This window comes from Jejuia sp. G7-7 (assembly GCF_055808955.1).
Map to the genome: position 1 here is coordinate 1,291,512 of NZ_JBVVSZ010000002.1, position 26,338 is coordinate 1,317,849.

General features: G+C 32.9%; 26 protein-coding genes and 4 pseudogenes. 24 read left to right on the forward strand and 6 right to left on the reverse strand.

Going from position 1 to position 26,338, the window contains the following annotated elements; genetic code table 11:
* The first annotated feature begins 11 nt into the window (after positions 1-11).
* The 4 genes from AC0L5U_RS16190 (at position 12) to nadB (ending at position 4,541) form a co-directional block, all read left to right on the forward strand.
* Complete coding sequence (locus AC0L5U_RS16190) at positions 12-959, forward strand: hypothetical protein (RefSeq protein WP_473417498.1); 948 nt, start codon at positions 12-14, stop codon at positions 957-959.
* 13 nt (positions 960-972) lie between these two features.
* Positions 973-1,839 carry a hypothetical protein gene (locus tag AC0L5U_RS16195; protein WP_473417499.1) on the forward strand — a complete coding sequence of 289 codons (867 nt, stop codon included), beginning with the start codon at positions 973-975 and terminating at the stop codon, positions 1,837-1,839.
* A 202-nt stretch (positions 1,840-2,041) separates the two neighbouring features.
* The gene (nadA, locus tag AC0L5U_RS16200; RefSeq protein ID WP_473417500.1) at positions 2,042-2,968 is read left to right on the forward strand and encodes a quinolinate synthase NadA; all 927 of its coding nucleotides are present in this window, start codon (positions 2,042-2,044) and stop codon (positions 2,966-2,968) included.
* A gap of 4 nt (positions 2,969-2,972) precedes the next feature.
* Entirely contained in the window at positions 2,973-4,541 is a 1,569-nt protein-coding gene (nadB, locus tag AC0L5U_RS16205; RefSeq protein WP_473417501.1) for an L-aspartate oxidase, read from the forward strand.
* Between the two features lie 18 nt (positions 4,542-4,559).
* On the opposite strand, the gene AC0L5U_RS16210 is transcribed toward nadB, so the two are convergent.
* The gene (locus AC0L5U_RS16210) at positions 4,560-5,354 is read right to left on the reverse strand and encodes a hypothetical protein (RefSeq protein ID WP_473417502.1); all 795 of its coding nucleotides are present in this window, start codon (positions 5,352-5,354) and stop codon (positions 4,560-4,562) included.
* 129 nt (positions 5,355-5,483) lie between these two features.
* Positions 5,484-5,705, reverse strand: coding sequence for a hypothetical protein (locus AC0L5U_RS16215; protein ID WP_473417503.1), 222 nt, complete (start codon positions 5,703-5,705; stop codon positions 5,484-5,486).
* Between the two features lie 142 nt (positions 5,706-5,847).
* Here AC0L5U_RS16215 and AC0L5U_RS16220 point away from each other — a divergent pair, with 142 nt between their 5' ends.
* From AC0L5U_RS16220 to AC0L5U_RS16235, 4 genes are all read left to right on the forward strand, one after another.
* Positions 5,848-8,676: a glycoside hydrolase family 2 protein gene (locus AC0L5U_RS16220; RefSeq protein WP_473417504.1), complete on the forward strand. Its 2,829-nt coding sequence runs from the start codon at positions 5,848-5,850 to the stop codon at positions 8,674-8,676.
* A 10-nt stretch (positions 8,677-8,686) separates the two neighbouring features.
* Positions 8,687-9,973 carry a glycoside hydrolase family 117 protein gene (locus tag AC0L5U_RS16225; protein ID WP_473417505.1) on the forward strand — a complete coding sequence of 429 codons (1,287 nt, stop codon included), beginning with the start codon at positions 8,687-8,689 and terminating at the stop codon, positions 9,971-9,973.
* A 121-nt stretch (positions 9,974-10,094) separates the two neighbouring features.
* On the forward strand, positions 10,095-11,681 hold the full coding sequence (locus AC0L5U_RS16230; RefSeq protein ID WP_473417506.1) for a hypothetical protein: 1,587 nt from the start codon (positions 10,095-10,097) through the stop codon (positions 11,679-11,681).
* Between the two features lie 41 nt (positions 11,682-11,722).
* Positions 11,723-14,923 (forward strand): glycoside hydrolase family 2 TIM barrel-domain containing protein, encoded by a 3,201-nt coding sequence (locus tag AC0L5U_RS16235; RefSeq protein ID WP_473417507.1) that lies wholly within the window; start codon positions 11,723-11,725, stop codon positions 14,921-14,923.
* A gap of 380 nt (positions 14,924-15,303) precedes the next feature.
* Here AC0L5U_RS16235 and AC0L5U_RS16240 read toward each other — a convergent pair whose 3' ends face one another.
* Together AC0L5U_RS16240 and AC0L5U_RS16245 are read right to left on the reverse strand one after the other, a co-directional pair.
* On the reverse strand, positions 15,304-15,636 hold the full coding sequence (locus AC0L5U_RS16240; protein ID WP_473417508.1) for a single-stranded DNA-binding protein: 333 nt from the start codon (positions 15,634-15,636) through the stop codon (positions 15,304-15,306).
* A 399-nt stretch (positions 15,637-16,035) separates the two neighbouring features.
* The gene (locus AC0L5U_RS16245; protein ID WP_473417510.1) at positions 16,036-16,161 is read right to left on the reverse strand and encodes a hypothetical protein; all 126 of its coding nucleotides are present in this window, start codon (positions 16,159-16,161) and stop codon (positions 16,036-16,038) included.
* 403 nt (positions 16,162-16,564) lie between these two features.
* On the opposite strand from AC0L5U_RS16245, the gene AC0L5U_RS16250 reads away from it, so the two are divergent.
* Positions 16,565-16,804, forward strand: a complete 240-nt coding sequence (locus tag AC0L5U_RS16250; RefSeq protein ID WP_473417512.1) for a hypothetical protein — start codon at positions 16,565-16,567, stop codon at positions 16,802-16,804.
* A gap of 130 nt (positions 16,805-16,934) precedes the next feature.
* On the opposite strand, the gene AC0L5U_RS16255 is transcribed toward AC0L5U_RS16250, so the two are convergent.
* Positions 16,935-17,867 (reverse strand): IS1595 family transposase, encoded by a 933-nt coding sequence (locus tag AC0L5U_RS16255; RefSeq protein ID WP_473417513.1) that lies wholly within the window; start codon positions 17,865-17,867, stop codon positions 16,935-16,937.
* A 237-nt stretch (positions 17,868-18,104) separates the two neighbouring features.
* On the opposite strand from AC0L5U_RS16255, the gene AC0L5U_RS16260 reads away from it, so the two are divergent.
* The 6 genes and pseudogenes from AC0L5U_RS16260 (at position 18,105) to AC0L5U_RS16285 (ending at position 22,622) form a co-directional block, all read left to right on the forward strand.
* A complete protein-coding gene (locus AC0L5U_RS16260) occupies positions 18,105-18,875 on the forward strand; it encodes a hypothetical protein (protein ID WP_473417514.1) in 771 nt (256 codons plus the stop codon).
* Positions 18,876-19,491: 616 nt separating this feature from the next.
* A complete protein-coding gene (locus tag AC0L5U_RS16265) occupies positions 19,492-20,001 on the forward strand; it encodes a DinB family protein (protein ID WP_473417515.1) in 510 nt (169 codons plus the stop codon).
* 70 nt (positions 20,002-20,071) lie between these two features.
* Positions 20,072-20,988 (forward strand): annotated as a pseudogene (locus AC0L5U_RS16270) (aldo/keto reductase).
* Positions 20,989-21,067: 79 nt separating this feature from the next.
* Positions 21,068-21,531: pseudogene (locus AC0L5U_RS16275) on the forward strand (GNAT family N-acetyltransferase).
* Positions 21,532-21,533: 2 nt separating this feature from the next.
* Positions 21,534-21,926: pseudogene (locus tag AC0L5U_RS16280) on the forward strand (hypothetical protein).
* A 471-nt stretch (positions 21,927-22,397) separates the two neighbouring features.
* Positions 22,398-22,622, forward strand: a complete 225-nt coding sequence (locus AC0L5U_RS16285) for a hypothetical protein (protein ID WP_473417516.1) — start codon at positions 22,398-22,400, stop codon at positions 22,620-22,622.
* Positions 22,623-22,717: 95 nt separating this feature from the next.
* Here AC0L5U_RS16285 and AC0L5U_RS16290 read toward each other — a convergent pair.
* Positions 22,718-23,174 (reverse strand): annotated as a pseudogene (locus tag AC0L5U_RS16290) (CBS domain-containing protein); the annotation flags it as partial.
* A 141-nt stretch (positions 23,175-23,315) separates the two neighbouring features.
* On the opposite strand from AC0L5U_RS16290, the gene AC0L5U_RS16295 reads away from it, so the two are divergent.
* The 9 genes from AC0L5U_RS16295 (at position 23,316) to AC0L5U_RS16335 (ending at position 26,320) form a co-directional block, all read left to right on the forward strand.
* Positions 23,316-23,732 carry a hypothetical protein gene (locus tag AC0L5U_RS16295; RefSeq protein ID WP_473417517.1) on the forward strand — a complete coding sequence of 139 codons (417 nt, stop codon included), beginning with the start codon at positions 23,316-23,318 and terminating at the stop codon, positions 23,730-23,732.
* Positions 23,717-23,926, forward strand: coding sequence for a M28 family peptidase (locus AC0L5U_RS16300; protein WP_473417518.1), 210 nt, complete (start codon positions 23,717-23,719; stop codon positions 23,924-23,926). The genes AC0L5U_RS16295 and AC0L5U_RS16300 overlap by 16 nt, the downstream gene beginning before the upstream one ends.
* A complete protein-coding gene (locus AC0L5U_RS16305) occupies positions 23,883-24,161 on the forward strand; it encodes a M28 family peptidase (RefSeq protein ID WP_473417519.1) in 279 nt (92 codons plus the stop codon). Before AC0L5U_RS16300 ends, AC0L5U_RS16305 begins: the two co-directional genes overlap by 44 nt.
* 20 nt (positions 24,162-24,181) lie before the next feature.
* Positions 24,182-24,418, forward strand: coding sequence for a hypothetical protein (locus tag AC0L5U_RS16310; RefSeq protein ID WP_473417520.1), 237 nt, complete (start codon positions 24,182-24,184; stop codon positions 24,416-24,418).
* A gap of 4 nt (positions 24,419-24,422) precedes the next feature.
* Complete coding sequence (locus tag AC0L5U_RS16315; protein WP_473417521.1) at positions 24,423-24,632, forward strand: hypothetical protein; 210 nt, start codon at positions 24,423-24,425, stop codon at positions 24,630-24,632.
* 198 nt (positions 24,633-24,830) lie between these two features.
* On the forward strand, positions 24,831-25,319 hold the full coding sequence (locus tag AC0L5U_RS16320; protein WP_473417522.1) for a hypothetical protein: 489 nt from the start codon (positions 24,831-24,833) through the stop codon (positions 25,317-25,319).
* Positions 25,294-25,605, forward strand: a complete 312-nt coding sequence (locus AC0L5U_RS16325) for a hypothetical protein (RefSeq protein WP_473417523.1) — start codon at positions 25,294-25,296, stop codon at positions 25,603-25,605. The genes AC0L5U_RS16320 and AC0L5U_RS16325 overlap by 26 nt, the downstream gene beginning before the upstream one ends.
* Before the next feature lie 232 nt (positions 25,606-25,837).
* Complete coding sequence (locus tag AC0L5U_RS16330; protein ID WP_473417524.1) at positions 25,838-26,005, forward strand: hypothetical protein; 168 nt, start codon at positions 25,838-25,840, stop codon at positions 26,003-26,005.
* Between the two features lie 144 nt (positions 26,006-26,149).
* Complete coding sequence (locus AC0L5U_RS16335) at positions 26,150-26,320, forward strand: hypothetical protein (protein ID WP_473417525.1); 171 nt, start codon at positions 26,150-26,152, stop codon at positions 26,318-26,320.
* Positions 26,321-26,338 lie beyond the last annotated feature (18 nt).

Genomic DNA, 26,338 nt, shown 5'->3' on the forward strand with positions numbered 1-26,338 from the left:
ATTAAGTACTCATGAAAAACACACATTCATTTCATATTCCAGTAATGGGGATTGGTTTTACGATAGATTCACCGTTTAAAGTGGCACAATACGGTATGGATTCTGTAATTTCTCTAGTAGATGATATTCTTCTGGAAAAATTAAGAAAAATGTATAGCGAAAAATTTAAAATACCTTATACCGAAATTACAGATAAAATAGAGGATTTTAGAGCAAAAAGAATTACTTCGTATTTGAATATGATGAGTGATTTGGTAGATGAAAAATTTGAATCTTTAAAACATATTACATCTGATAAAAGTGATGATCTTTTGGTATATATAGATATGCTTCCTAATAGTTCTAAGCTTAAGGCTGAATTCAAAAAATTAACAACTAAAGAATTTAATTTTTCTGAAATAAAAAAATGGGCTTGTGATTCATTAACCGCTGGAAGTATTGATGTAAACATCATGACCAAGGTAGATAAAGATAATTATAAGAAAGATGAAAAATTGCCTGTTGAGTATAATGATGCTCATGCGGCTTTACGTGGGTTTGCAAATAGTAAATTAAATTCGTCTGTGGTGCTTTCTGCAGGAATGAATCCAAGATTGTATGCATATATGTCTCAATTTGATGATTTTTTTCCAGATGAAAATGGGCAATTCAAAAAACGAATTATTTTAAAAGTGAGTGATTACAGATCTGCACTAATCCAAGGAAAGTTTTTAGCCAAAAAAGGATTGTGGATTTCAGAATATAGAATTGAATCTGGTTTAAATTGTGGCGGACACGCTTTTGCAACAGATGGTTATTTATTAGGGCCAGTTTTAGCTGAGTTTAAAGAAAAACGAAATGAATTGCAGGAGGCTATTTATGGTGTTTTGTGTCAAGAACTTTTAAACCAAAACAAAACGATACCAACAAAACCACTTAATTTTTGGAATAACAGCACAAGGAGGTGTAGGAACAGATGAGGAGCATGCATTTTTGCTAGATCACTATAATTTAGATTCAGTAGGTTGGGGAAGTCCATTTTTGTTAGTGCCAGAGGCAACTACAGTAGATGATGTTACTTTAAGTAAGTTAGTAAAAGCAGAAGAGGAAGATTTGTATTTAAGTGATATTTCGCCTCTTGGAATACCTTTTAATAACTTAAAAGACAATACTAAGGATTTAGAAAAGCAAACTTTAATTGATAAAGGTAGACCAGGAAGTTCGTGTCCTAAAAAGTTTGTTGCTATGAATAAAGAATTTAAAGAAAAAGGAATGTGTACAGCATCAAGAGAATATCAATATTCTAAGATTAAAGCCCTTGAAAAAGAAGGTTTATCTCAAGATGTTTATCAGAAAGAATACAATAAAATCATTGAAAAATCGTGTACTTGTGTAGGTTTAGGTACGTCGACATTATTGACTTATAATTTAGATACTAAGGTTGAAGGGAAAGGTGTTTCAGTATGTCCAGGACCTAATATGGCCTATTATTCTAAAGTTATGAGTCTTAAAAATATAACAGACCATATTTACGGAAGAGCGAATATGATATCAAAAACCAATCGCCCTAATCTTTTTATAAAAGAATTGCATATTTATATGGATTATTTAAAGAATAAATTTGAAGAATCTAAAACATCAATGACCAAAAAAGAGGAGAAATACTTGTTGACTTTTACCAACAATATGCAAGAAGGTATTTCTTATTACAAAAACTTATTTGTTGATATAAAAGGAGCTTTCAATACTATGAAAGGTAATATTCAATCTGAATTAGAAAAAAGTGAGCTTGTTTTAAACCAAATACTTTTAGAGATTCAAAATATAGCAAATAAGCAAAAGGAGTTGGCTTCTTTATAAAATTGAGTTTTCATTTTACTAATAATTTCCATGATTACTTGATGATATTTTAGAATTTATACAAATTGATTGCGGGAATTTAATCAACATCTTTTTTTCAGGAGAATAACATATTATTGAACTTTTTATTTAAGATATTTGTATCTTAACATGTTGGGTTATTCCAATTTTTCATGTTATTTAATCATTCTGAAGAGTTAAAATGGATTTAGTAAAAGAAATAAATCGTCTTAAAAAAGAGAAAAAAGCAGTTATTCTAGCACACTATTATCAGATAGGTGAAATTCAAGATATTGCTGATTATGTTGGCGATAGCTTAGGATTATCTCAAAAAGCAGCTGAAACGGATGCGGACATGATTGTATTTGCAGGCGTACATTTTATGGCAGAAACTGCAAAAATTTTAAGTCCGACTAAAAAAGTAGTATTACCAGATGTAAATGCGGGTTGTTCTTTGGCAGATTCTTGTCCACCAGAAGAATTTGAAAAATTCACAAAAGCACATCCAAATCATGTAGTGATTACTTATGTAAACTGTTCTGCTGAAATAAAAGCATTGAGTGATATTGTTTGTACATCTTCAAACGCATTAAAAATTGTAAATTCAATTCCGAAAGAAACTCCAATTATTTTTGCACCAGATAAGAATCTAGGGAGGTATATTATCAATGAAACTGGAAGAGATATGTTGCTTTGGGACGGAAGTTGTATTGTGCATGAGGCTTTTTCTATGGATAAATTAATAGAACTTCATAAAAAATATCCAGATTATAAAATTATAGCACATCCAGAATCTGAAACTCATATTTTGGATACTGCAACTTACATAGGTTCAACATCAGGGATGATAAATTATGTAAAAGAGCATCAAGATCAGAAATTTATAGTTGCTACAGAAGCTGGAATTTTGCATAAAATGCAACAAGAGATGCCTAATACTGAATTGTTGCCTGCTCCTGCTAAAGAAGATAACACATGTGCATGTAGTGAGTGTCATTTCATGAAAATGAACACAATGCAAAAACTTTACGATTGCATGTTGAATGAATCTCCTGAAATTCAAGTTGATTCTGCAATTATAGATCGTGCGCTTTTACCTATTGAGCGTATGTTGGAGCTTTCAAAATAAATTTATGATTATTACAAATTATTTGGTAATTGGTTCAGGGATAGCTGGCTTAACTTTTGCTGTAAAAATAGCTGAAGAATTTCCAAATAGAAAGGTTGTCATCGTTACCAAAGATAGCGAAGATGAATCTAACACTAAATACGCACAAGGAGGTGTAGCTGTTGTTTTGGATAAAGACCAAGACTCTTTTCAAAAGCATATAAAAGATACTTTAATTGCTGGCGATGGACTTTGTGATGAAGACGTTGTTGAAATGGTGGTCAAAGAAGGGCCTGACAGATTAGAGGAACTGCTACTTTGGGGTGCCAATTTTGATGTCAATGATTCTGGTAAGTTCGACTTGGGGAAAGAAGGAGGTCATTCAGAATATAGGATTGTACATCATAAAGATATTACGGGTTATGAAATTGAACGTGCATTGTTAAGTAAAGCACATCAATTAAAAAATATTTCTATTTTACCACATCATTTCGCGATAGATTTAATAACAAACCATCATTTAACAGAAGTTGACTCTGAAGAATTAACCTGTTATGGTGCCTATGTTTTTAATCAAAAATCTGGAGAGGTTTTTACAATAAAAGCCAATAGTACGTTGTTGGCGTCTGGCGGTATTGGTTGTGTGTATGGACATACTACAAATCCTGTTATTGCTACTGGCGATGGTATTGCTATGGCGTATAGGGCAAAAGCACGTATCAAGGATATGGAATTTGTACAGTTTCATCCCACAGCTTTATATGATGCTAAAGGCGAATCTTCCTTTTTAATTTCTGAAGCTGTAAGAGGTTTTGGCGCCTATTTGAGAAATAAAAAAGGCAAACGTTTTATGCTAGATTACGATGAACGTGCCGAATTAGCATCGCGTGATATTGTGTCTCAAAGTATAGATAGCGAATTGAAAAAATCAGGAGAACCTAATGTGTATTTGGATTGCACCCATTTGGATATGGATGCGTTTTTCGAACATTTTCCTAATATCTATAGCAAGTGTCTAGAACATCATATTGATATAAAAACCGATTGGATTCCTGTAGTGCCAGCATCCCATTATTTGTGTGGCGGTATTAAAGTGAACAAAAAAGGAAAAACAACTATAAAGCATCTATTTGCTTGCGGAGAATGTTCTAGAACGGGTTTGCATGGCGCAAATAGGTTGGCTTCCAATTCGTTGTTAGAAGCTTTGGTGTATGCTCACAATATTTTTAAATACCATACTAAAAACGACTATAGATCTATTGGTGTTAATATCCCAGATTGGAATGACGAAGGCACGGTTATCCCTGAGGAGCATATTCTAATTCAGCATAACTTAAAAGAATTACAAGCTTTAATGCGTGATTATGTAGGAATTGTTAGAAGTAACAGGCGTTTAAAACGTGCCATAAAACGCCTCGATGTAATTTATAATGAAGTTGAGGATTTGTACCGGGAATCTAAAATAACTACATCACTTTGTGAATTGAGAAACATGGTTAATGTGGCGCATTTAATTATTCATCAATCTTTAGAGCGCAAAGAAAATAGAGGTGGTTATTTTAATAGTGATAATATAAACGTTGTTGTTGGGTAGTTTTTTTGTTTTGTGTTATTAAAAAGGAATAACAGAAATGAGCTCTATACTTGTATTGGTTCTGTCTTGCCCTTTTACTTTAAAAATTGCTGTAAAATAATGAAATTCTTTAAGGTAGTTTTTTTTAAAATTTTCTAAATTATCAACGTCAGTAAAATATTCTACAGTTGCGCTAACACCTATATCGTGTTGAGAGAAAAAAACAAAATGGGCATTTTTGTCTACAGAATACTTAGATACAATTGCATATTCAGAGGTCTCATCACCTGAATTTAAACTATAAAATTTGTCTGCTAAGCTGGGGTGATTTGAAAATTTAAGTGAAGTTTTAGAAATCTCAAAGTATGGGTTATTCTGATTAAAAAAGTATAAAAACTGATTGTCATTCTTACTAGGTCCCGTATATATGGCATTGCCTTCTTTTATTTCTGATGTTGAGGTTTGTGTAGAAAAACGTATACTGAAAGGCTTGTTGTAGTTTTGAAAGAAACTCTGAAGTTTTTGTGAAGCAATTGCTGCCATACGAGTGGTATAGGAGTATTTTGATGGTTTTAAACTGTCTTTTAACTCTGGATTTTTATTTATAAAGTCGTAAAACTCATCTGCATTATTAATTGTGAAATCTCTTGTCCAGCCCTTACTCTTAGTAATGGTACTTCCCATGACTCCAAAATGATCTCCAATGTAAAGGTTTGTTTGTCTGTCATTATTCAGAAAGGGTTTCCATAAACTAGATTTTTTTGTGGTATATAATTGAATACAAGGATTGTTAAAATTGTAGCTAATGCTAGGTAAGGCAGGATAAAGTGCCAACGAAGTTTTTTAAAAATACTATTATTTAAATTGTATTTATAAAATTTAATGTGATATTGACCTTTTTCAATAACTAAACGCCATTTGTCTCCTTTACCCTCTTTTTCATAGTACTGAGTTATTTTTTTCTCAGATTATAAACGTTAACCCTAACTCTGGGGTTAGTCCTGTCTGATGAGTTCTTATTTCCAAAAAATCAATATCAATCACACTCTCTTTTAACTGTTCTCCATTAGAGGTTGCATTGAATAAATACTGAAGTAGTGCAATACTTGTTGGTGCATTCTTAAAAGTATCACTTTGTTTTATTTTTGATACAATGTTCCTTTTTTGGTTTTCTACGAGTTTCATTTGGAGTAAATAATTGAAAATCAAAGCTATTAAAAATAACTTTAACCGTTATAGCTACCGTTAAGATATCGTTAAAGTTAATAAAACAAACTGTTGTGTTTATTTTTGAAAGGAGTTTTTATATCAATCCTAAATAAGAGTTATGCAAAAAATAAGAAAGATTCTACCACTATTAATAGCTATAGTGTTTTACCAAGGTTTCTCTCAGGAAAGTAGTATTACAGAAATAAAATATCTATCAGGAAAAGGAAAAGATAGTTCTGTTGATTGGGGTTTTTACTGTTCTGATGGAATGAATAGTAAAAAATGGACAAAAATAGGAGTGCCTTCTTGTTGGGAATTACAAGGTTTTGGAAATTATAATTACGGACATGACCAAAAGTCTGGGAAAAAGATATATAATGAATATGGACTTTATAAACATAAATTTCTAGCATCTTCAGATTGGAAAAACAAAGACGTAAAAATTGTTTTTGAAGGTGTGATGACTGATGCTGAGGTAAAGATAAATGGAAAACTTGCTGGCGAAATTCATCAAGGTGCTTTTTATGAATTTAAATATGCAATAAGTAAGTTATTAAAGTATGGTCAAGAAAATGTATTGGAAGTAAAAGTCAATAAAGTTTCTACAAATGAATCTATAAATTATGCTGAACGTAATGCCGATTTTTGGATTTTCGGTGGCATATTTCGTCCGGTGTATTTAGAAATTTCTCCAAAGGATAACATCGAACGCGTTGCTATTGATGCAAAAGCTGATGGAGCAATTAAGGCGGATATTTTTTCAAATTCAAAAAAAATAAATTCTTTAAGTCTTTCTTTATATAATTTGAATGGAGAAGAAGTTCAAAATTTGAAAGGAGCAACCTATAAAAGTGAAGGTGTATGGCATGTTTCTACCAAAGTCAAAAATATTAAATCATGGAATCCTGAATCTCCAAATCTTTATAACTTAAACATTCAGACTTTAGATAAAAAAGGAAAAGTATTGCATCAGATAACACAGCGCATTGGTTTTAGAACTGTTGAAGTTGTTGCAGCAGATGGTATTTATGTAAATGGACAGCGTATAAAATTTAAGGGTGTTAATCGGCATTCGTTTTATCCATCTTCGGGAAGAACAACTTCTAAAGCACTTAGTGTTGCCCATGTAAAAATGATGAAAGATATGAATATGAATGCTGTTAGAATGTCTCATTATCCACCAGACAAACATTTTTTAAACGTTTGCGACTCATTAGGGTTGTTTGTAATTGATGAGGTTTGTACTTGGCATTCGCCGCATTTAGATACAGAAGTGGGAGAGAAAATTGTAAGAGAAACAGTTGTACGAGATGTTAATCATCCGTCAATTCTACTTTGGGCAAATGGCAACGAAACGGGTTGGAATACTGAGTTGGATGATGACTATGCTATTTGGGATATTCAAAAACGAGAGGTTATTCATCCGTGGAATATTTTCAATAAAACCAATACCATGCATTATCCAAGCTATCACATATTTGCCTATGATACCTATGCAAAGGATAAAATCTATTTTCCAACCGAGTTTTTGCATGGTTTATATGACGGCGGGCACGGAGCAGGTTTAGATGATTACTGGAAACAAATGTGGCAAATGCCATTGGCTGCAGGTGGATTTTTATGGGATTTTGCTGATGAGGCTGTTGTAAGAACAGATAAAGGTGGTGTTTTAGATACTGATGGTAATCATGCTGCTGATGGCATTCTTGGTCCGTATGGAGAAAAGGAAGCGAGCTATTTTACCATAAAAGAAGTTTGGTCTCCTTTATATATTGAAGATCGCTATATTAAACCTGATTTTAACGGTGTTTTTAGAGTTGAAAACAGATACCATTACACCAACCTGAATGAATGTAGTATGGTTGCTAAATGGATTCGTTTTAAAGGGCCTCACGAAATCGGTGGTATTGAAATTGTTTCGGAAAGTAATATTGAGTTACCAGATTTACAGCCATCAGCAAAAGGAATGTTTTCTGTTGATTTGCCAGAAAATTGGAAGGCAGCAGATGCTCTACATTTAAAAGCAATAGATAAACATGGCAAAGAAATATTTACGTGGTCATACCCCGTTAAAACTCCTAGTCAAATTAATACAAAATTAATAAGTACTTCAGGTAATGGTCAAATTACAACAAAGGAAGAAAATGGATTTATTCATGTTGAATCTAACGGAATTAACTACAAGTTTTCAAAAGAAACAAGTCTTTTGAAAGAAGTAACAAAGAATGGGAAAATTATCCCATTAAATAATGGGCCAATCATTCTTGGTCATAAAGATAAAATAGAATCTTTTAAGGTAAATACTTTTGAAGAAAGGGTAGAAATTGTAACAGTCTTCGAAATGACTGATAAGTCTCCAAGTTGGGCGTCACATAAGGAGTATAGTTCGGATATTATAAAATGGACTATTTATCCCAATGGTTTGCTTGATTTATATGTGGAAATAAAAGGAAAGAAAATAGTAAAAGGATTCAAAGGGATTACCTTTTCTTTTCCAGAGGAAGAAGTTGCAGGTATGAAATGGTTGGGAGATGGACCATACCGCGTATGGAGAAACCGAATGAGAGGCACTAAATTTCAAGTTTGGGAAAACGATTATAATAATACGGTAACTGGCGAATCTAGTTTTGTTTATCCCGAATTTAAAGGTTTTTTCTCAAGTTTATTTTGGGTTAAAGTGGATGGCAAAAATAACAATGGCTTTACAGTATATTGTAATTCTGAAAATACGTTTTTACGAATGTTAACACCGCAACAACCTAAAGAAGATCCTAATCATAGAGTTTCGGTAGATTTTCCAGAGGGAGATATTTCATTTGTAAAGAATATTCCTGGGATAGGAACCAAATTTCAAACAAGTGATAAAATGGGTCCGCAAGGACATTCAGAAAACTATTTTGGGAATGATGATGCGCCTATTGTGATTAACTTACTATTTGAATTTTAAAATAAAACAAATGAAAAACTTTCTATTACTGATATGCGTCTTAATTGTGATATTTTCTTGTGAAACTAGTAAAAATCAAGAGCGAGGACATGTCGATTTCCCGTTTTTTATTCCTTCGGAGAAACCAAATCAAGAATTAAGTAAAGCTGTAGAACGGAATTATAATGCATATGAATCAATCCGTCCAGAACAGAACGAATTATACACACAATTTAAATACACTAAGCTAAATGGATTTGATTATAGTGGAGGTGATGGAACAATTACACGTCGCGATCCATCAAAAGTGATTTTTGAAAATGGCAAATATTATGTTTGGTATACAGGGAGAAAATCCCCAGTAAAACCTGTTGGAATGTCTCGGGCTAAAGAAGCCACAGATGTGATACCTTCGGCAGATTGGGATTTAGCAGATATTTGGTATGCCACTTCAGAAGATGGCTTTACTTGGGAAGAACAGGGTATTGCAGTACCACGTCCTCCAAAACCACAGCCTGGGTGGCGCTCAGTAACTACAACAGATATTTTAAAGTGGCAAGGGAAGTATTATTTATACTTTCAGGCATTTATGGAAGCTAGCGGACTGCGTGGGGATTTTTGCCCTGTATCTGTTGCGTATGCCGACTGTCCTGATGGCCCTTGGACACATTCAAATAAAATAGTAATTCCAAATGGTCCAGAAGGTTCGTGGGATCAATATTCAATACACGACCCGTATCCTTTAGTTCACGATGGTAAAATATATTTATATTACAAGGCTGATTTTGACAAACACCCAGAACTAAAACCATCTAAAATAAGAATGCAAGGTTTGGCAATTGCTGAAAACCCGTTGGGGCCATTTGTGAAGCACCTATTGAATCCCGTAATCAATTCAGGTCATGAGACAACCTTGTTTCCTTTTAGAGAGGGCGTTGCTGCTATCGTTCAACGAGATGGACAAGAACATAATACCATTCAATATGCAAAAGATTGGGTTAATTTTGAAATTGCCTCAATTACAGAATTATTACCACTTGCCGCAGGTCCCTTTGTACCAGATGCATTTACAGATACTAAAGATGGCAGAGGAATCACTTGGGGAATATCACATTTTATCAACGCCGATGGGAATTGGAATCACACCGTATTAACACGCTTTGACTGCGATTTAAGTTTGGATATTCACGACGATGATATGAAAAAACACTATTACGCATATCCACAGGATTTCTATTATAAAGAGCATGGTTTAAATGGAAAACAAAAAGGGCGTATTATGGAGGAAAATGAGGCATTCAAAACAAGACATAAGTAGCTTTTAAATAATTTTAAATGAAAAGAATTGAAGTATTATTAATTGTCTTTTTAATGAGCCAGCTATCAATTGTAAAGGCTCAAGAAAAAAGGTGTCCAAACGATACCCAATTTTAATGAACATGGTACACCACAACCCAGGTGAACCAAGATTCAATACAAAATACATCAACCCTGAATACATCAAAACTTTAGGTTACAACGGACAAATCCCTAAGTTTGAAATCCAATGCGCTGTTACCTATGATGATTATGAAAATAATTTGGTGCCAGATAAAACTCCTGAAAAATTATGGATTGAGCGAAAGGCGTCTGATATCAGGATACAACTTGATAAAGCCAAACGCGCAGGAATGCCTATTTATCCATTTACGGATGTCTTTGTCGTTCCAAAATCGGTAATGAAAAAGTACGGTGATGAGATGAAGATTGATGGCAAGCTTTCTATTCAAAAACCAAGAACACAAGAAATTTTGAAAGCTCAAATTGGCGAAATTTTCAAAAGATTTCCCGAATTGGGAGGACTGACCATTCGTTTTGGGGAAACATATTTGCAAGATACGCCTTTTCATGAGGGGAATAGACCCGTGTATTCCCCAGAAGACCACATCAAGATTATAAATATACTGCGTGAAGAAGTTTGTGTAAAACGAAATAAAAAACTGTTTTACCGCACCTGGGATTGGGGAAAAATCAAAAGAAAATTTCATTTGGTGCCCGAGGTGTATCTAAAAATTACAAATGCTGTAGAGCCCCATCCCAATTTATATTTTTCAACAAAACATGTGAATGGAGATTTTTTACGAGGGCTTCCTTTTAATAAAACGCTAGGAATTGGGAAGCATCAACAAATTGTTGAGGTGTCTACTAATCAAGCAGGAATGTATGGTAGAAATGCCCATCCGTACTACATAGGTAAAGGCGTTATTGAAGGTTGGCCAGAAATGGAGCATACAAAAGGACTCCAAGACTTATATGACAATCCACAAATAAAAGGCATCTGGACTTGGACTTGGGGTGATGGTTGGTATGGCCCATATTTTGGCAACGAATTCTGGATAGATTTAAATGCCCATGTCATTCAAGAATTCACTAAAAATCCATTAAAGTCTGAGGAAGCCATTTTTAACGATTATGCAACCAATATTTTAAAAATGACACCAGAAAATATTGGAAAACTAAGAGAACTTTGTATGCGTTCAGTTGATGCGGTTTTTAAAGGTCAAGCAACAGCACTTCAACATATGGCGCCTTGGTGGATTCGTGACCATTTTTTCTCAGCTCAGGATATGTCCATCTACGTCAAAAAAGGGATTTCAAAAGAAGTTTTAGCTGAGAAAAAAGAGAATCTCAAAACATGGTACAAAATGGAAGAGATGGCTAATAATATTAAGCTTCCAAATAAAGGAGATGAAGATTTTATAAGAGTTTCCACCACTTACGGTCGCATCAAATATGAATTAATCGAATTGATTTTTCGAACCCAGATTATGTTTGCTGAAATGGAGATAAACAATGTGCCTTTTGATAAAAAAGAAGCGAAACTAATTTTAGAAACATATACTAAAAAATGGGACGAATGGCGTACTCTAAAAAAGGAAAATACTAACTGTCCAACACTTTATGTAGACTATGAAGCCATCCATTGTCAGGGTAACAAACCATTTGTGGTTTCAATTGAAAGATTAGAACAACTAATTGAAGAATAACTCAACTAAATTTGATTGCTAAATTTTAAGAAAAGAACCGAATGCGAACAGTACAAAATAATCTTCTGCTACTATTTTTATTATTAATTCCATCACTTGCATTAAACGCTCAAGAATTTTGGAAAGACAAACAAGTGTATACCGTGGGAACCGAACCTCACGCAACTACTCATTTTGAGTTTCCGGATGTAGCATCTGCGCTAGAAGGAGATTATAAAAATTCAACTTATTTCCAAAGTTTAGATGGCGATTGGAAATTCAATTGGACCAATAATATTTCTGAAAAACCCGCAGATTTTTACAAAACAGCTTACGATGATAGCAATTGGAAAACTATTCCTGTGCCTTCCTGTTGGGAGCGTCAAGGGTATGGTACACCGTCGCATCGCGGTTTAGGAATGTTGGTAAGAGCGGAAAAAATTAAAATCCCTAATGTACCTGAAGACGACAATTCCGTTGGAAGTTACAGAACAACTTTTGAAATTCCAGAAAACTGGAAAGCGCGCGAAACCTTTTTAAATTTTGATGGGGTAGCAAGCGCATTTCACCTTTGGATTAATGGCGAATATGTTGGATATGATGAAGATTCCATGACAAGTTCGTTGTTTAACATCACACCATTCTTAAAAGAAGGCAAGAATACAATTGCGGTAGAAGTTTATCGTTGGACAACGGGTAGCTATTTTGAGTCTGGCGATACTTGGACGTTTAGTGGTATTTTTAGAAACGTGTATTTGCAAAGTCGTCCCAAAGTTAGAATAAGAGACTTTTTCTTCACTTCAGATTTAGATGAAAACTATAAGGATGCTGAATTGAATGCTAAAATAAAAGTGTTTAACAATAGTAATGCTGTGCCAAAAAACTATCAGGTTGAAATTGATGTGTATGACGCAGAGGGAAATCTAATATCAGCATCTGGAAAAAACAGTCCTAAAATAGGCTGGCGCATGGGGAATTTGGGTGAGGAAAGTATTTTGGAATATTCTGCAACTATTAAGAGCCCAAAACTGTGGTCTGCTGAATTTCCAAATTTATATACCATTGTTCTTACTTTAAAGGATGCCGAAGGAAATATTCAAGAAGTCACGCGAGCTACTTTTGGTTTCCGTGAGGTTGAAATGAAGGATTTGCAAGTGCACATCAACGGAAAACCTATTAAAATAAAAGGTGCTAATCGTGGTGAATCACATCCGGAAACTGGGAAAACCCTATCGGAAGAATCCATGATTCAGGATATTTTACTGATGAAGCAAAACAACTTTAATGCAGTACGCTCCAGTCATCATCCTAACGACCCACGATGGTACGCATTATGTGACAAGTACGGATTGTATGTCATGGATGAAGCTTTAGAAACTCCAGATTACTTTATACGAGGTAACGGATTACCAGGAAGTGATATCAGTTGGATGGCAACGGCTTTAGATAGAGCGGTAGCTATGGTAGAACGCTCTAAAAATCATCCATCAATTATTTTCTGGTCACTAGGGAATGAATCTGGGTTTGGTCAAAACTTTGCTTTGATGAGTGATTATATCCGTCGTTTCGACCCAACACGTTTAATTTCTTATGATGGAAGAGAAACCGATTGTTGGGCACAAAAAGATTATTTTGATATGAATAGTTCGATGTACCCATTTATCGAGGACGATGAATCACAGAAACATTGGAAACTATTGAGTTTTTGGGCAGAACCTAAATACGAGAAGCCATACATCATGATTGAATATGCGCACGCCCAAGGGAATTCTTTAGGGAATTTTGCGGAGTATTGGCGTGTGGTGGAGAAAAATCCATCTTTTATTGGCGGTTACATTTGGGATTGGGTAAATCAAACATACAACGAAAAAATGCCAGATGGACGTATTCGTCAAAGTCATCGATTGGACTATCACCCAATCGACAGTCTTCCTGTCGGTGGTGATTTTTCAGAAATTGTAGAATTGAAAAACGAATGTGCCAAAGGTGCAGTATTTGCGGACCGTACCCCAAAACCAGCGATGGTAGAAATGAAAAAGGCGCAACAATATATTGGGATAAGCTCGGTTGAAAACCAAAAGGATGTATTTCAGATTAAAAACAAATATTATTTCACTAACCTTAATGCATTTTCTGGAAGCTGGAAATTGCTTAAAAATGGTAAAAAAGTTAAAGAAGGTGATATTCCAGAATTAGATTTAGCGCCTAGTGCATCAACTGAAATCACATTAAATCTTCCGAAGTTAGATAACGAATCAGAATATAGTCTAAACTTTAGCTATCGTTTGAAACAACCAACCTTATGGGAGGATGCAGGATTTGAAGTAGCAAAAGAAGAAATCATGCTTCAAAAGTTTACTTCAAAAATAGAAAAGCCCACAGGAACTGTTTCAATATCAGAAACAGACAATGAAATCATTGCATCAGGAAAACATTTCAAAGTTAGTTTTGATAAATCCGAAGGTAAAATCAGGTCAATAGTTTCTAACAAAAGGGAGTTAATTGCCCAAAATGGAGATATCAACGGACCTTCGCTGAATGTGTTTCGGGCACCAACGGAAAACGACAGACCTTTTAAAAAGCCATGGAAGCAGGCAAATCTCAAAAATTTAGAGCATAAGGTGCTTTCGGTTACATCGAAACAGATAAACAAATCGTTATCGTCTATCACTATCGTTAGAGAATTTCAATCGGATTCTGGGAGTATAAAACATGAATGTGTTTATGATATTAGCGGACAGGGCGCCATCACATTGAAAAATAAAATGACACCAACGGGCTTTAAAAGTCTAGAAACATTACCTAAGGTTGGTTTAAAATTAGGACTGGTTGCAGGTTTAGAAAAAGTGAACTGGTACGGCCGTGGGCCGCAAGAAAATTATCCTGATAGAAATGAATCGGCATTTTTAGGAAATTATCAATCTACGGTTTCAGACTTATTCGTGCCTTATTTAGTACCACAAGAAAACGGTGCGCGTTCGGATATACGTTCATTAGAACTATCGTTCAAAAGTCAAAATAAACCCGCGTTAAAAGTCACATCAGATAAACCATTTATATTTACAGCCTTACATTATGATGCACTCGATTTAATTAAGGCAAGCCGTCCAACATTTTTAAAAGACAGAAAGGAAACTATTTTATGTATCGATGCGGAAATGCTAGGTTTAGGCAATGCCAGTTGCGGACCTAAACCCATGCAACAGTATCTTTTAATAGTTCAACCTTATGAATTCAATTTTACACTTCATTTAAGCCATTAAATAAATATAAAGGACTATTCCTATTTTTTTCTTATAATTTTAGTGCCTCATTTAATTATAGTTGGCAGCATGAAAAAAATCATAAAACACCATAGAGCATCATTAGGAAATTGAAAAATACGAACCAAATTTTTAATCTTTTCTAAACATAAAGCAGCTCCATAATGGTTTCAAGATGCTAAATTGAGTATGTATTTTTATTGGGATATATTCTGCCTGCTTATGATATTGCTATCACTTGTAAAAGTTGATTAGGAACTTACCATGCAAACTTTACTGATTAAATTTCCAGAAGTATAATATAACCCTATAGCTACTGTTTTAAAATAAAAAAGGTGCTTCCCTCAAAGCACCTTTCTTCCTTTTGAACAAAAAAAGGTTTATTTACTAAGCATCAATAATTCATTACATATAACCTCAGTAATATAGCGCTTCTCACCCTCTTTAGTTTCATAACTTCTATTAGTTAACTTGCCTTCAATAGCAACTTCTTTTCCTTTTGTAATATAGTTTTCAACCACGTTTACCAAGCCTCCTCTTACAACAACATTATGCCAATAGGCACGTTCTACTTTGTTGCCGCTTTTGTCTTTGTAGCTATCATCTGTAGCCAATGAGAATTTCGCCATTTTGTTACCATCGGTAAAGTTTATAATTTCAGGATCTTGTCCTAATCTACCAATCAACTGTACTTTGTTTCTAAGTGCGTTCATAATTTTTGTTTTTTAATGTTTAACAGTTAATACTATCGAGTTCTTATGTTTCGACACTGCAAATATCTAATGGCTTCCAGATTTTATTCGGTTATTACACGTTTAAATTCGTTTGTAAATGTTTGTAGTCGTTTGTAAATGGATATTATTTTATGTATGTGGCATCTATATACAACAAGGGACAAGAGAAAATGATAATTTAATCTAGCCTAGAACGGCTATTTTTTTTGCGAAGTCAAACCTTTAATCCATATTCAGGAATCCACTAATTCAGAAACCCTCATATGAGCATCTTGCCGAAATAGTTCTAATCAAAGGTAATTCTATCAAATAACGTGTCGCACAACATTAATACCTACCTACTTTGGGCTTGGTCTTAAAATACGTCCAATAACGATGCTATCCCTTTTGTTTTGGCTTAGGAATCGAAGCCTTTAATACGTCGTCTAAAGAGGTGTTGATTTTTAACTTATCGTTGTACTCTTTTGAACGCTCTTTTTTCTTTTTATCTGTTTTTTCTGTCATTTTGTCAAAAATACTTAAGTAAATATAAAAATAATTCTTTATTTGGATATTTAGAAATAAATTATGGATTCATATATTAATTTTCAGAGTATTTTATCAAGTTTACTTGGTGGGTCTATGACTGCGATATTATTTTTTTTATTATGTAGACCAAAAATAAAAATATCTGGATGTATTGTAAGAGACAAAACTAAAGAGGGACGAGAATACTATCAATTTAAATTTTATAATAAATCTTTTTTTCTGCTGTGGACGTGAATCCAACATTGTTTTTTGGTCAACCAATAGAAGCAAGTGATGTTCAGGTTAATGTGACTTATGAGCAGATTCCAATGTCAAGGACAGGTTCTTTTTTTGTTTCAGGATGGAAGCCTGTATTTGAAAAAACTAAATATGCACCACATTGTATAACAATAAAATTTTTTTAGATGAATTAGGAAAACTAGAAAAATTTGATTTTAAAAATAAAGACCTTGAAGAAGTCTTAACAACCTTTGGAGCTATGTTGGAATTAAGGATATCTCTTAGGCATGGATTATCAAACCTATCTAGAACTAAGACAAAACAATTTAATAGAAAAGGTTGTATAAATAATGGTCATGAGTTTGAATTTGGAAACTCTACAAAGACTAAAATTCGTTAAAACGGCATGTTTATTGCGAAATTTAATATATATTTACATTAACTAAATCTTAATATTATGAAAAATTATAATGATACTGAATGGTAATTCAGATAGATATAGTTAAAAAAGCCACTCATAAGTGGCTTTTTTAGTTTATCAATCTTTTATAACTCAAAACGCTCTCACTATCCACCAAAAACTTTTCAAAACGCTCTTGACTAGACAATCTACGAGTATTAAAACGTGCGCTAAATTCATCTAAATAACGTTCTAAATGCTTATCGCTTACTTGGTGGTAAATACCGTATAAACCACGCTTTAAAACACTCCAAAAGTTCTCAATAGTGTTTGTGTGAACATTGCCCTCAACATAAATATTTAATGAATGCTTAACGTTGTCATGTGTATAATACTTTTTCAAGTGATTATATACTGGTGCTTCATCAGAATATATAGTTGAACCTTTTGGAACGTGTTTGCTAATAAGTTTGCCTACATTATTTAAGTCGGCACTAGGAACGTGTTTTAGAACGACTTTGCCGTTTCGCTCTATAAGCCCTATTACCATTTTCTTATCCTTAAAAGGTTTACCCTCATTAGTAAGGGTTTTATCTGTTAAAGAACGTTTTTTGTTTAAATGTTTGTTCTTTTCACGTCCACCCACATAAGCCTCGTCAGCTTCTACCATATTGTTTTCTCCTAACATTTGCGGTGCTTTGTCCTTTAGCATTTCTCTAATCCTATGTAGTACGAACCAAGCTGTTTTTTGTGTAATCCCTAAATCCAAAGCCAGTTGAACCGAACTAATACCTTTTTTATGTGTAGTTGCTAAAAAGATAGCTGCGAACCATATTCTTAAAGAGATTTTAGAACCATGAAAGATTGTGCCAACTTTTACCGTAAACTTTTTGTAGCACTCATTATTAGCACACTTATAACCTCTAGTAGTCTTATACGTTCTCTCACTACCACAATGAGGACATACAGGCTTACCATTCCAACGAATCTGCTCGTAATATTCAATACAAGTACTTTCTTCTTTAAAGTAGTCTAAAAGCTGTGGTAGAGATTTGAAATTCATGATGTAATTGTATTAATTCGACATTACAAATATACAAATTGTCCCAACAACTACCTAATAAAATACAAAATAAATTAATTCTTATTTTTTTGTGTTTTAAATAATGCGCTTTGAGGTATTGTATTTATTGACTTTAAAAAAATCAAAATACAAAAAGCATAAAATATTACATTCTAATTTGGTGATTTAAAATTATTGTTATAGTTTTGTGTTGTCGAATATTTTAAAATAATAATCATGGGAAAAAGAAGTTCAGCATATCCATCATATACTATAAGCGAATCTTTAGAGTTTGCAGAGAGGATTTATAAAAATTACGGTGACAATTACAGAGCTACTAGAGAGGATATTGCAGAGGCTCTTAATTATTCTGTCGGCAGTCTAACTCAAAAAGTTAGTTCTGCTTCTCAATATGGTTTCCTTGACATGAAATCAAAAGAGGGATATAAAGTAACCGAATTATTTACAAAATGTTATAGACCTTTAAACGAGGAATCTAAGAAAAAATCTTTAATTGAAGCTTTCTCTAACCCTCCATTATACATAGAGTTGATTGAAGCTTTTAGGGAAAATTATTTACCGCCTGTTAGACCGTTATCAAATATTTTATTTCAGAAACACAATATATCAGATAGCGCAAGTGATAAGGCGGCAGAAGTGTTTGTGGCAAGTGCAGAAAGTGTTGGTGTGCTTAATAAAGATAGGTTTTTGACATTTGTGTCTGACACAGAAGAAGTTGAAGAAAGCTTTATAGAAGAAGTTGAAGAAAGTGTTAATGAAGAAGAAAGTACTAATAGTAATTTTAGCCCTGTGGTTGTGCCTGAAATGAGTGATGATAAAAGCCATGAAGTGAATAATTCTAATCAAAAAATAAACAGCAATGCAATACCTCATAATATACCATTAAAGAATAAATTGCCAGCGCAATTATTGTTACCTAGTGATGTTAGTAGTGCTGATTTTGACTTTATCATATCTTATATAGGTTTGATAAGAAACCAGTATTAATAATGAAAAAGCCACCTATTTGGTGGCTTTATTCGTGTCGATATTTAATACAATCATAGGGCGATTGTAGTAATGTAAAAATACAAAAAATATGTAAAAAAATATAATTTTAATGCCATTATTTCAATGAATTAGAGTGATTGTCATTAATTTTATGACACTTTTTGAATGTAATTTATAAAATTGTAAATTTGAAGCGTAAACAAAAAGCACCCATAAAGAGTGCTTAAAATATCAAGTGAAAGAGGGGTTGAAGATGGTCTCATTAGCCATTCCTAAATCGAGTTTAGAATACTCAACCTCTTTTATTTACTAAGTGATTTTTGAGGGCTTTGCAAACATATACAAGGCTGAAAGTTAAATTAGGACTTGATTCATAACCAAGAATCCTAAACACTCCTAAAAAATTACTCCTAAACCCTGACGTTCGCACCGTTGGGGTTTTTTGGTTCTACAAATATAGTAATATTTACTATATTTTACTCATTGCATCTGTAAACGTTTGTAATCGGATAATTTTATTTACCTTTATTTTTTAAAAATGCAGGACTGTATTTGGTGTTTGTCCCTCAATGTATATAGATGCCATGTATGTTTGTACTAGATATTAGTAAATATGGGCTTTAAGGGAATTGTCATTCAATTACAACTCAATCAAAACGTTTTTGAAAATCTTTTAAAAAATTTATCCGAAAATCAATTTTTGTGGCGACCAAAACCTGAAAAATGGTGTTTGTTAGAGATTGTTTGTCATCTTTTAGATGAAGAAATTTATGATTTTAGAGCTCGTGTAAAGCATGCGTTGGAGCACCCAGAAAAAGATGTTATTCCTATTGATCCAGAAGGGTGGGTAGTAATTCATAAGTACCTAGAAAAAGATTATAATGAAACACTAAAATCATTTTTAGAAGAACGACAAAATTCAATTAATTGGCTCATGCAATTAGATGAAGTTAATTGGAGTAATACATTAAAACATCCTGACTTAGGAAACCTATCTGCAGAACTGTTTTTAAGAAATTGGTTGGCGCATGATTATTTACATATTAAACAAATCCTTCGGTACAAGTTTGAGCTTTTAAAATCATCTTCCAAAATAGATTTGAATTATGCTGGAGTTTGGTAAAATATTATTGATTAAATAAAATAACTAAAAATAAAACATGAGAACATTGAAGTTTAGTAATAACGATGAAATGCCAGCATTTGGTTTAGGAACATGGAAATCTGGAGAAGGCGAAGTATACAATGCGGTAAAAACTGCGATTAAATTAGGGTATAGGCATATTGATTGTGCTGCTGCTTACGGTAACGAACATGAAGTTGGCAAAGCACTATCAGAAGTTATAAAAGATGGTATTGTAGCTAGAGAAGATTTATGGATTACATCTAAAGTCTGGAGTAATATGCATGCTAAGGATGATGTGATTCTTGCTTTAAAGCAATCATTAAACAATTTACAATTGGAGTATTTAGACCTGTATTTAATCCATTGGCCTATAGCACAAAAAAAGGAAGTGCCTTTTGTAAGTAGTGTGGATCATTTTATTCCTTTAGATGAATTACCTAACGAAGTCACATGGGAAGGCATGGAAAAAGGTGTGGAACTTGGTTTAGTAAAACATATTGGTGTGTCTAATTTTGGGCCAAAGCATTGGAGCAACTTATTGCAAATTCTAAAATTAAACCAGAAATGAATCAGGTTGAGGCGCACCCTTATTATCAACAAAACGGAATGTTATCGTTGTGTAAAGCTCATAATATACACTTTACAGCCTATGCACCTTTGGGATCTGGAGATAGAGCAGCAAAATTTAAAGCTGAAAACGAACCTAAGTTATTAAAAGATCCAGTAATTCTAGAAATTGCTAAATCTAAAAATGCTACACCTGGACAAATCTTAATAAGTTGGGCATTGCATCGTGGTACATCAGTTATTCCTAAATCTGTAAATCCGAGTAGAATTGCTCAAAATTTTGAATCTCAAACCGTTGAATTATCAGAAGGCGATATGGATAAAATAGCAGCTTTGGATATGAATTTCAGGTTTTTAACGGGAGAGCATTGGGTGTATGAAGGCAGTCCGTATACACTTGAAAGTATTTGGGCGTAATTAAATATTAAAAATGACATTTCATATAGAAACAGAACGATTAATTTTAAGAGAGCTGCAATTGACTGATTTAGAAGGCATGTTTGAATTGGATTCTGATCCAGAAGTGCATAAATATTTAGGAAATAAGCCTGTCAAAACAAAAGCAGAATCTCAGAAGATTATAGAAAGTGTTTTAAAACAGTATGAAGAAAGGGTGTCGGACGTTTTGCTGCTATTGAAAAGAACACAGGAGATTTTATTGGTTGGTCTGGAATTAGATTAAACACAGAATATAATATGAATGGGTTTACTAGATATTATGATGTTGGTTACAGATTCATAAAACGGTATTGGGGCAAAGGTTATGCTACAGAATCTGGAAAAGCAGCTGTGGATTATGCATTTAATGTTTTAAAGCTATCAAGACTTTACGGTACGACCGAAATGAGAAATCAAGCATCTCATAATGCGCTTTTAAAAATAGGACTAAGTTATATTGAAGATTTTTATTTTGAGGAAGAAGACTTAAATCTAAGATGGTATAAAATTGAAAACGAATAGTGATGGAAAAACAATGTTTAGAATGTGGGGAGAAAATTGTAGCAGAATTGATAAAAATTCTGTAGTGACGGTTGTAGAAATTCATACAATAACCGAATTAATAAGGATAGCAAGAACTTAATACGTAATACTAATAATCGTTTAAGAAAAACCATCGAATTTTAGAACGCCTTAATCCTGACGAGAAAGTCACACGGTCTAAAGCCACGCTTATTGAAGCAGGTTTCGATTTTAATTATTTCACAAGTATATACACTACAAAGGCAGGCAAGGTGTATTATTTTGTTTACGATCAAGGATATTTACCAATTGAAGGCGATTATTATGCCTTAGTAAAGCGAAAAGCGTTGAGCAACGCCGTAAGCAATTGCTTAAAACGATATACTAATAATTAAACCATTGCAAAGTAAATGCCTCCAGAAATTATAATTCCTTTAATAGTTTGTGTAATTATAACAATTGCTTTTTTAACCTATTACTTCGGAAAAAGCAATGACTATTTTAGGAGGTCTTAAAAAATTCAAACTCAAAGAAATTTTACAATCCTTTTCAGAACTAACGAGCCTACCAAAATTACAGGAAAGGTGTTGCATGTGCACGAGCCTTTTGTTGCGCCATTCAGCAAACGTAAATGTGTGACGTCACTAAATTAAATCCAACAAAAAAGGAGTAGTGGTAAAAACTCATATTGGAAAACCTTAGTTGAAAAAGAAGATATACAAGACTTTTTTATTGAAAAAAAGGAGAAGTAGTTATGATTAAACCTTCAAAATCTCTACAGAAATATAAAAGTTATTTAGTTGAAGATAAAACTGTGTCTTCAGGTTTTTTGAACGATCCTTCACCAGAATTTCAAAACTTATTAAATGAATTTCACATTAAGAGGTGAAAACATTTTAGGCTTTAATAAAAGGTTGCGATATTCTGAGCGTATTTTAGAAGTAGGAGAAACTGTTACTGTTGGAGGTGTTGCAAAATGGAAGGTTTTAGATACAAAAATAACGGGTTACAACTATTCTAAAATTGCAACCCTAGAAAGTGATGGTAAATACAAAATTATAATTACAGATTTGCCAATAGCAAGAGAGTAAACACAAAGCAACTATAGAATTGTTTATAGGCTTCAGGCTTGCTCTTTGTTTTTTTTTTATTGGAATAAGTTGTTTTTGAAATTTAATTTCAAGTTTTATTTCCAAGTCTGCCCTTTAAGTTTCATGGCAGCTTTTAAAACATCTTTTTGACTAATTTGTCCTACCAATTTTCCTTCTTCAACAATAGGAAAAACGTCTTCTTTTGCTTTCGAAGAATTTTGTAGCTGCATCAAAAATATTCATATTACCATCTATAGTATCAACATCAGTAGTGATATATTTTTCAATGGTTTTATCTTGCATTGGCATATTGTAGTAGCGGCTTTCGCTAATTTGTTTAATACAATCTGTTTCAGAAATAACACCAACCAATTCGTCTTTATCATTTACCACGGGGCCACCCGAAATGTTATTGGTTATTAAGGTTTGCATTACATTTTCTATAGTTTGATCTTGAGTAAATGTTATCAAATCCCTTGTCATGTAGTCACTTACTTTTAGGGGTGTATCATCATCATTTGTTTGCTGTCTTCTCGCCCCTTGAAAAACTTTTTATAGCCATAATATGTTAGATTTTTTAGTAAAACTAAATGTAGGTAATTTTTTTTAGTTTTCCTAAAAGTATGTTTTTATGTTAAAATGTAAATCTTAAATTATGTACTTTTATAAATACGGAAAAACTAAATTAAAATTATGATAAAAAAAGCTATTGCGCTGTTATTGATATTTTTAGCCATTTATTGGAGTTTTTCATCAATTATCCCCAATAAAATATCTGCTATTGATGCTCCTGATAACCAATTTTCGACTCAAAGAGCATTAATTCATCTTAAAGAAATTTCAAAAGAAAAACACTATTCGGGTAGTGTTGCACATACTGAAGTTCGCGAATATATTTTGAAAAACTTACAGAATCTAGGACTAGAAACAGAAGTTCAAGAAGGATTTTCTATTGATGAAGTTGGCGAGTTTGCTAAACCTATAAACATCTTAGGAAGATTAAAAGGCAAAGAAAAAGGAAAGGCGGTTTTGCTCTTAACACATTATGATAGTGATCCGCATTCTTCTTTGGAGCTAGTGATGCTGGCTCCGGAGTGGTTACTATTTTAGAAGGACTTAGGGCTTTTTTAAGCAAAAATAAAACACCGAAAAATGACATTATAGTTTTAGTTACCGATGCAGAAGAATTAGGACTTAGCGGTGCAGATATTTTTGCAAACAAACACCCTTGGGCAAAAGATGTTGGGATTGTATTGAATTTTGAAGCAAGAGGTAGCGGTGGTATCAAGTATTATGTTTGCTGAAACTAATAAGGGGAATGCGAATTTAATTAAGGCATTTACAGAAGCAAATCCAGAATATCCCTTGGGAAATTCATTGTTTTATAGTCTGTATAAAATTTTACCAAATGATACTGATTTAACACGATTTAGAGAAGATGGCGATATTGATGGGTTCAATTTTGCATTTATTGATGATCATTTTGATTACCACACCAGTTTAGATACTTATGAGCGGTTAGACCGAAATGCACTTTAGAGCACCAAGGCAGTTATTTAATGCCTCTACTGAGTTATTTTGCTGATACCGATTTAAATACATTAAAAAGTATAGACGATTCTGTTTATTTTAATGTGCCCTTTTTTAAAATGATAACGTATCCCTTTTCATGGATTTTACCACTATTTATGCTTGCTGTATTGGTGTTTACAGGTTTAATTATTTATGGATTTAAACACAGGACTATTGAGATAAAACCTGTTGCTAGAGGTTTTGCAGCTTTTTTACAGCCTTAGTTATATGTGGATTAGTTGGGGTTTTTGGCTGGAAATTAATACAGCTTATTTATCCAGAATATGGAGAAATACTACAGGGTTTACCTATAATGGTCATATTTATATTGGTGCATTTGTATGTTTGTCTATAGCTATTTGCTTATTCGTCTACAGTAAAGTTTATAAACCAGAAAATGCTGCAAGTTTACTAGTTGCACCTTTATTTTTTGGTTGATAATATGTGGTGTTTTAAGTTTTAAATTAGCAGGCGCAAGCTTTTTTATTATTCCTGTGTTATTTGGGTTGTTGAGCTTTTTTGTGTTGTTAAGAAGAAGTAAACCAAGATTGATTGTTATGGCTTTGTTGGGTTTTCCAACCTTATTTGTTTTTTCGCCATTGGTGCAGCAATTCCTCAGTTGGGTTAGGTTTAAAAATGCTGGTTTCGTCTACGGTATTAATTGCTTTAATATTTGGATTATTAATTTCTGTTTTTGCATATTTCAGACATAAAAAACGTTGGAGTTATCTGTTTTTATTTTTGGGATTGTGTTGTTTGATAAATGCACATTTTAAGAGTGATTTTACTAGAGAGCGTCCAAAACCAAACAGTTTGTTGTATGTTTTAGATGCTGATGAAAATACTGCAAAATGGGCAACTTATGATAATAGATTGGATGATTGGACAGCACATTTTTTTGATAAAGTAGCATCCGATGTTAATAAACAAAACGTACAATCTAGTAAGTATAGAACTAAAATTAAGTTTACAAAACAAACCGATGTAATTCCAATTTTAAAACCTATTGTTGAGGTTGTAAATGATACTGTTATTGAAGATTCTAAATTTGTAGACATTTGTATTACACCACAACGAAACGTACATCGTATTGCTGTTTTTGTTGATAAATCCAACTGTTTTTGATAGTTTAGAAATAAATGGACTCACAATTGAGGAAGATGGTAAGTTTGATTTCAATAACCGAAAATCTAACCGATTATTAACCTATTATGTGTCCAATAACGAACCACTAGAGATGAATTTTAGTTTTCATAAAGATCAAAAATTAGAGATACTGTTATATGAAGCATCTTACGATTTGTTAGAAAACGAGGCATTAGAAGTTCCTGATAGATATTCAAGTATGATACCTAAACCATTTGTTTTGAATGATGCTGTTGTTGTTAAGAAGACTATTTTGGTGCCTTAGTTTTTGAATATGAAAAATACGATGATTCTAATATTGACGTTACTTCCTGTTAGTTTATTTGGACAATACTTAAAGTGTTGTGAATCCGAAAGAGAGGTTGAAACTTATATTAATGGATTTTGGAAAATGAAAAATTCTGAATCTTAGAATTAGATATTATTACTGGTTTGAAAAAGGGAAGGGTAATCTAACTGAAGTTGAGTTAACCGACGATGAGAATGAATATATTGTTTTGGATGATCATCCATTTGTAGAAATAATTAAGTATGACAGCGGATTTAAACTAAAATATACCAATTTGTCAGGAAGTTTTATCTCTGAACTTAAGTACTTAAATTCTAAAAAGATGATTTTAATAACCAATGGAAAAGAGGTTGAATATAGTAAAACATCTGAATAATTATAAATACTTGTTTAATTGTTAGCAATTAAATCAAATTCTTAACTCCCAATACTTATTCTAACCAACAATTAATAAACTTTTTAAGAGAAAAACTGTTAAATTTTCATAGTTTTGGGAATTAAATATAAAACTAGATAGACGATGAAAAGATTAGTAGCACTTTTAGTGTTTGTAAGTGCGCTTCAAATAGGAGCACAAAGTAATGCTGAATTGATAAAACATTTTGAAGCATATAAAACCCAAATGCAATTACAGGGAGATATTCAAGGAATTATTAATGCTATGACACATTTAAACGTGTTAAGCGCCTAGCGAAGCAAGAAAAGATAC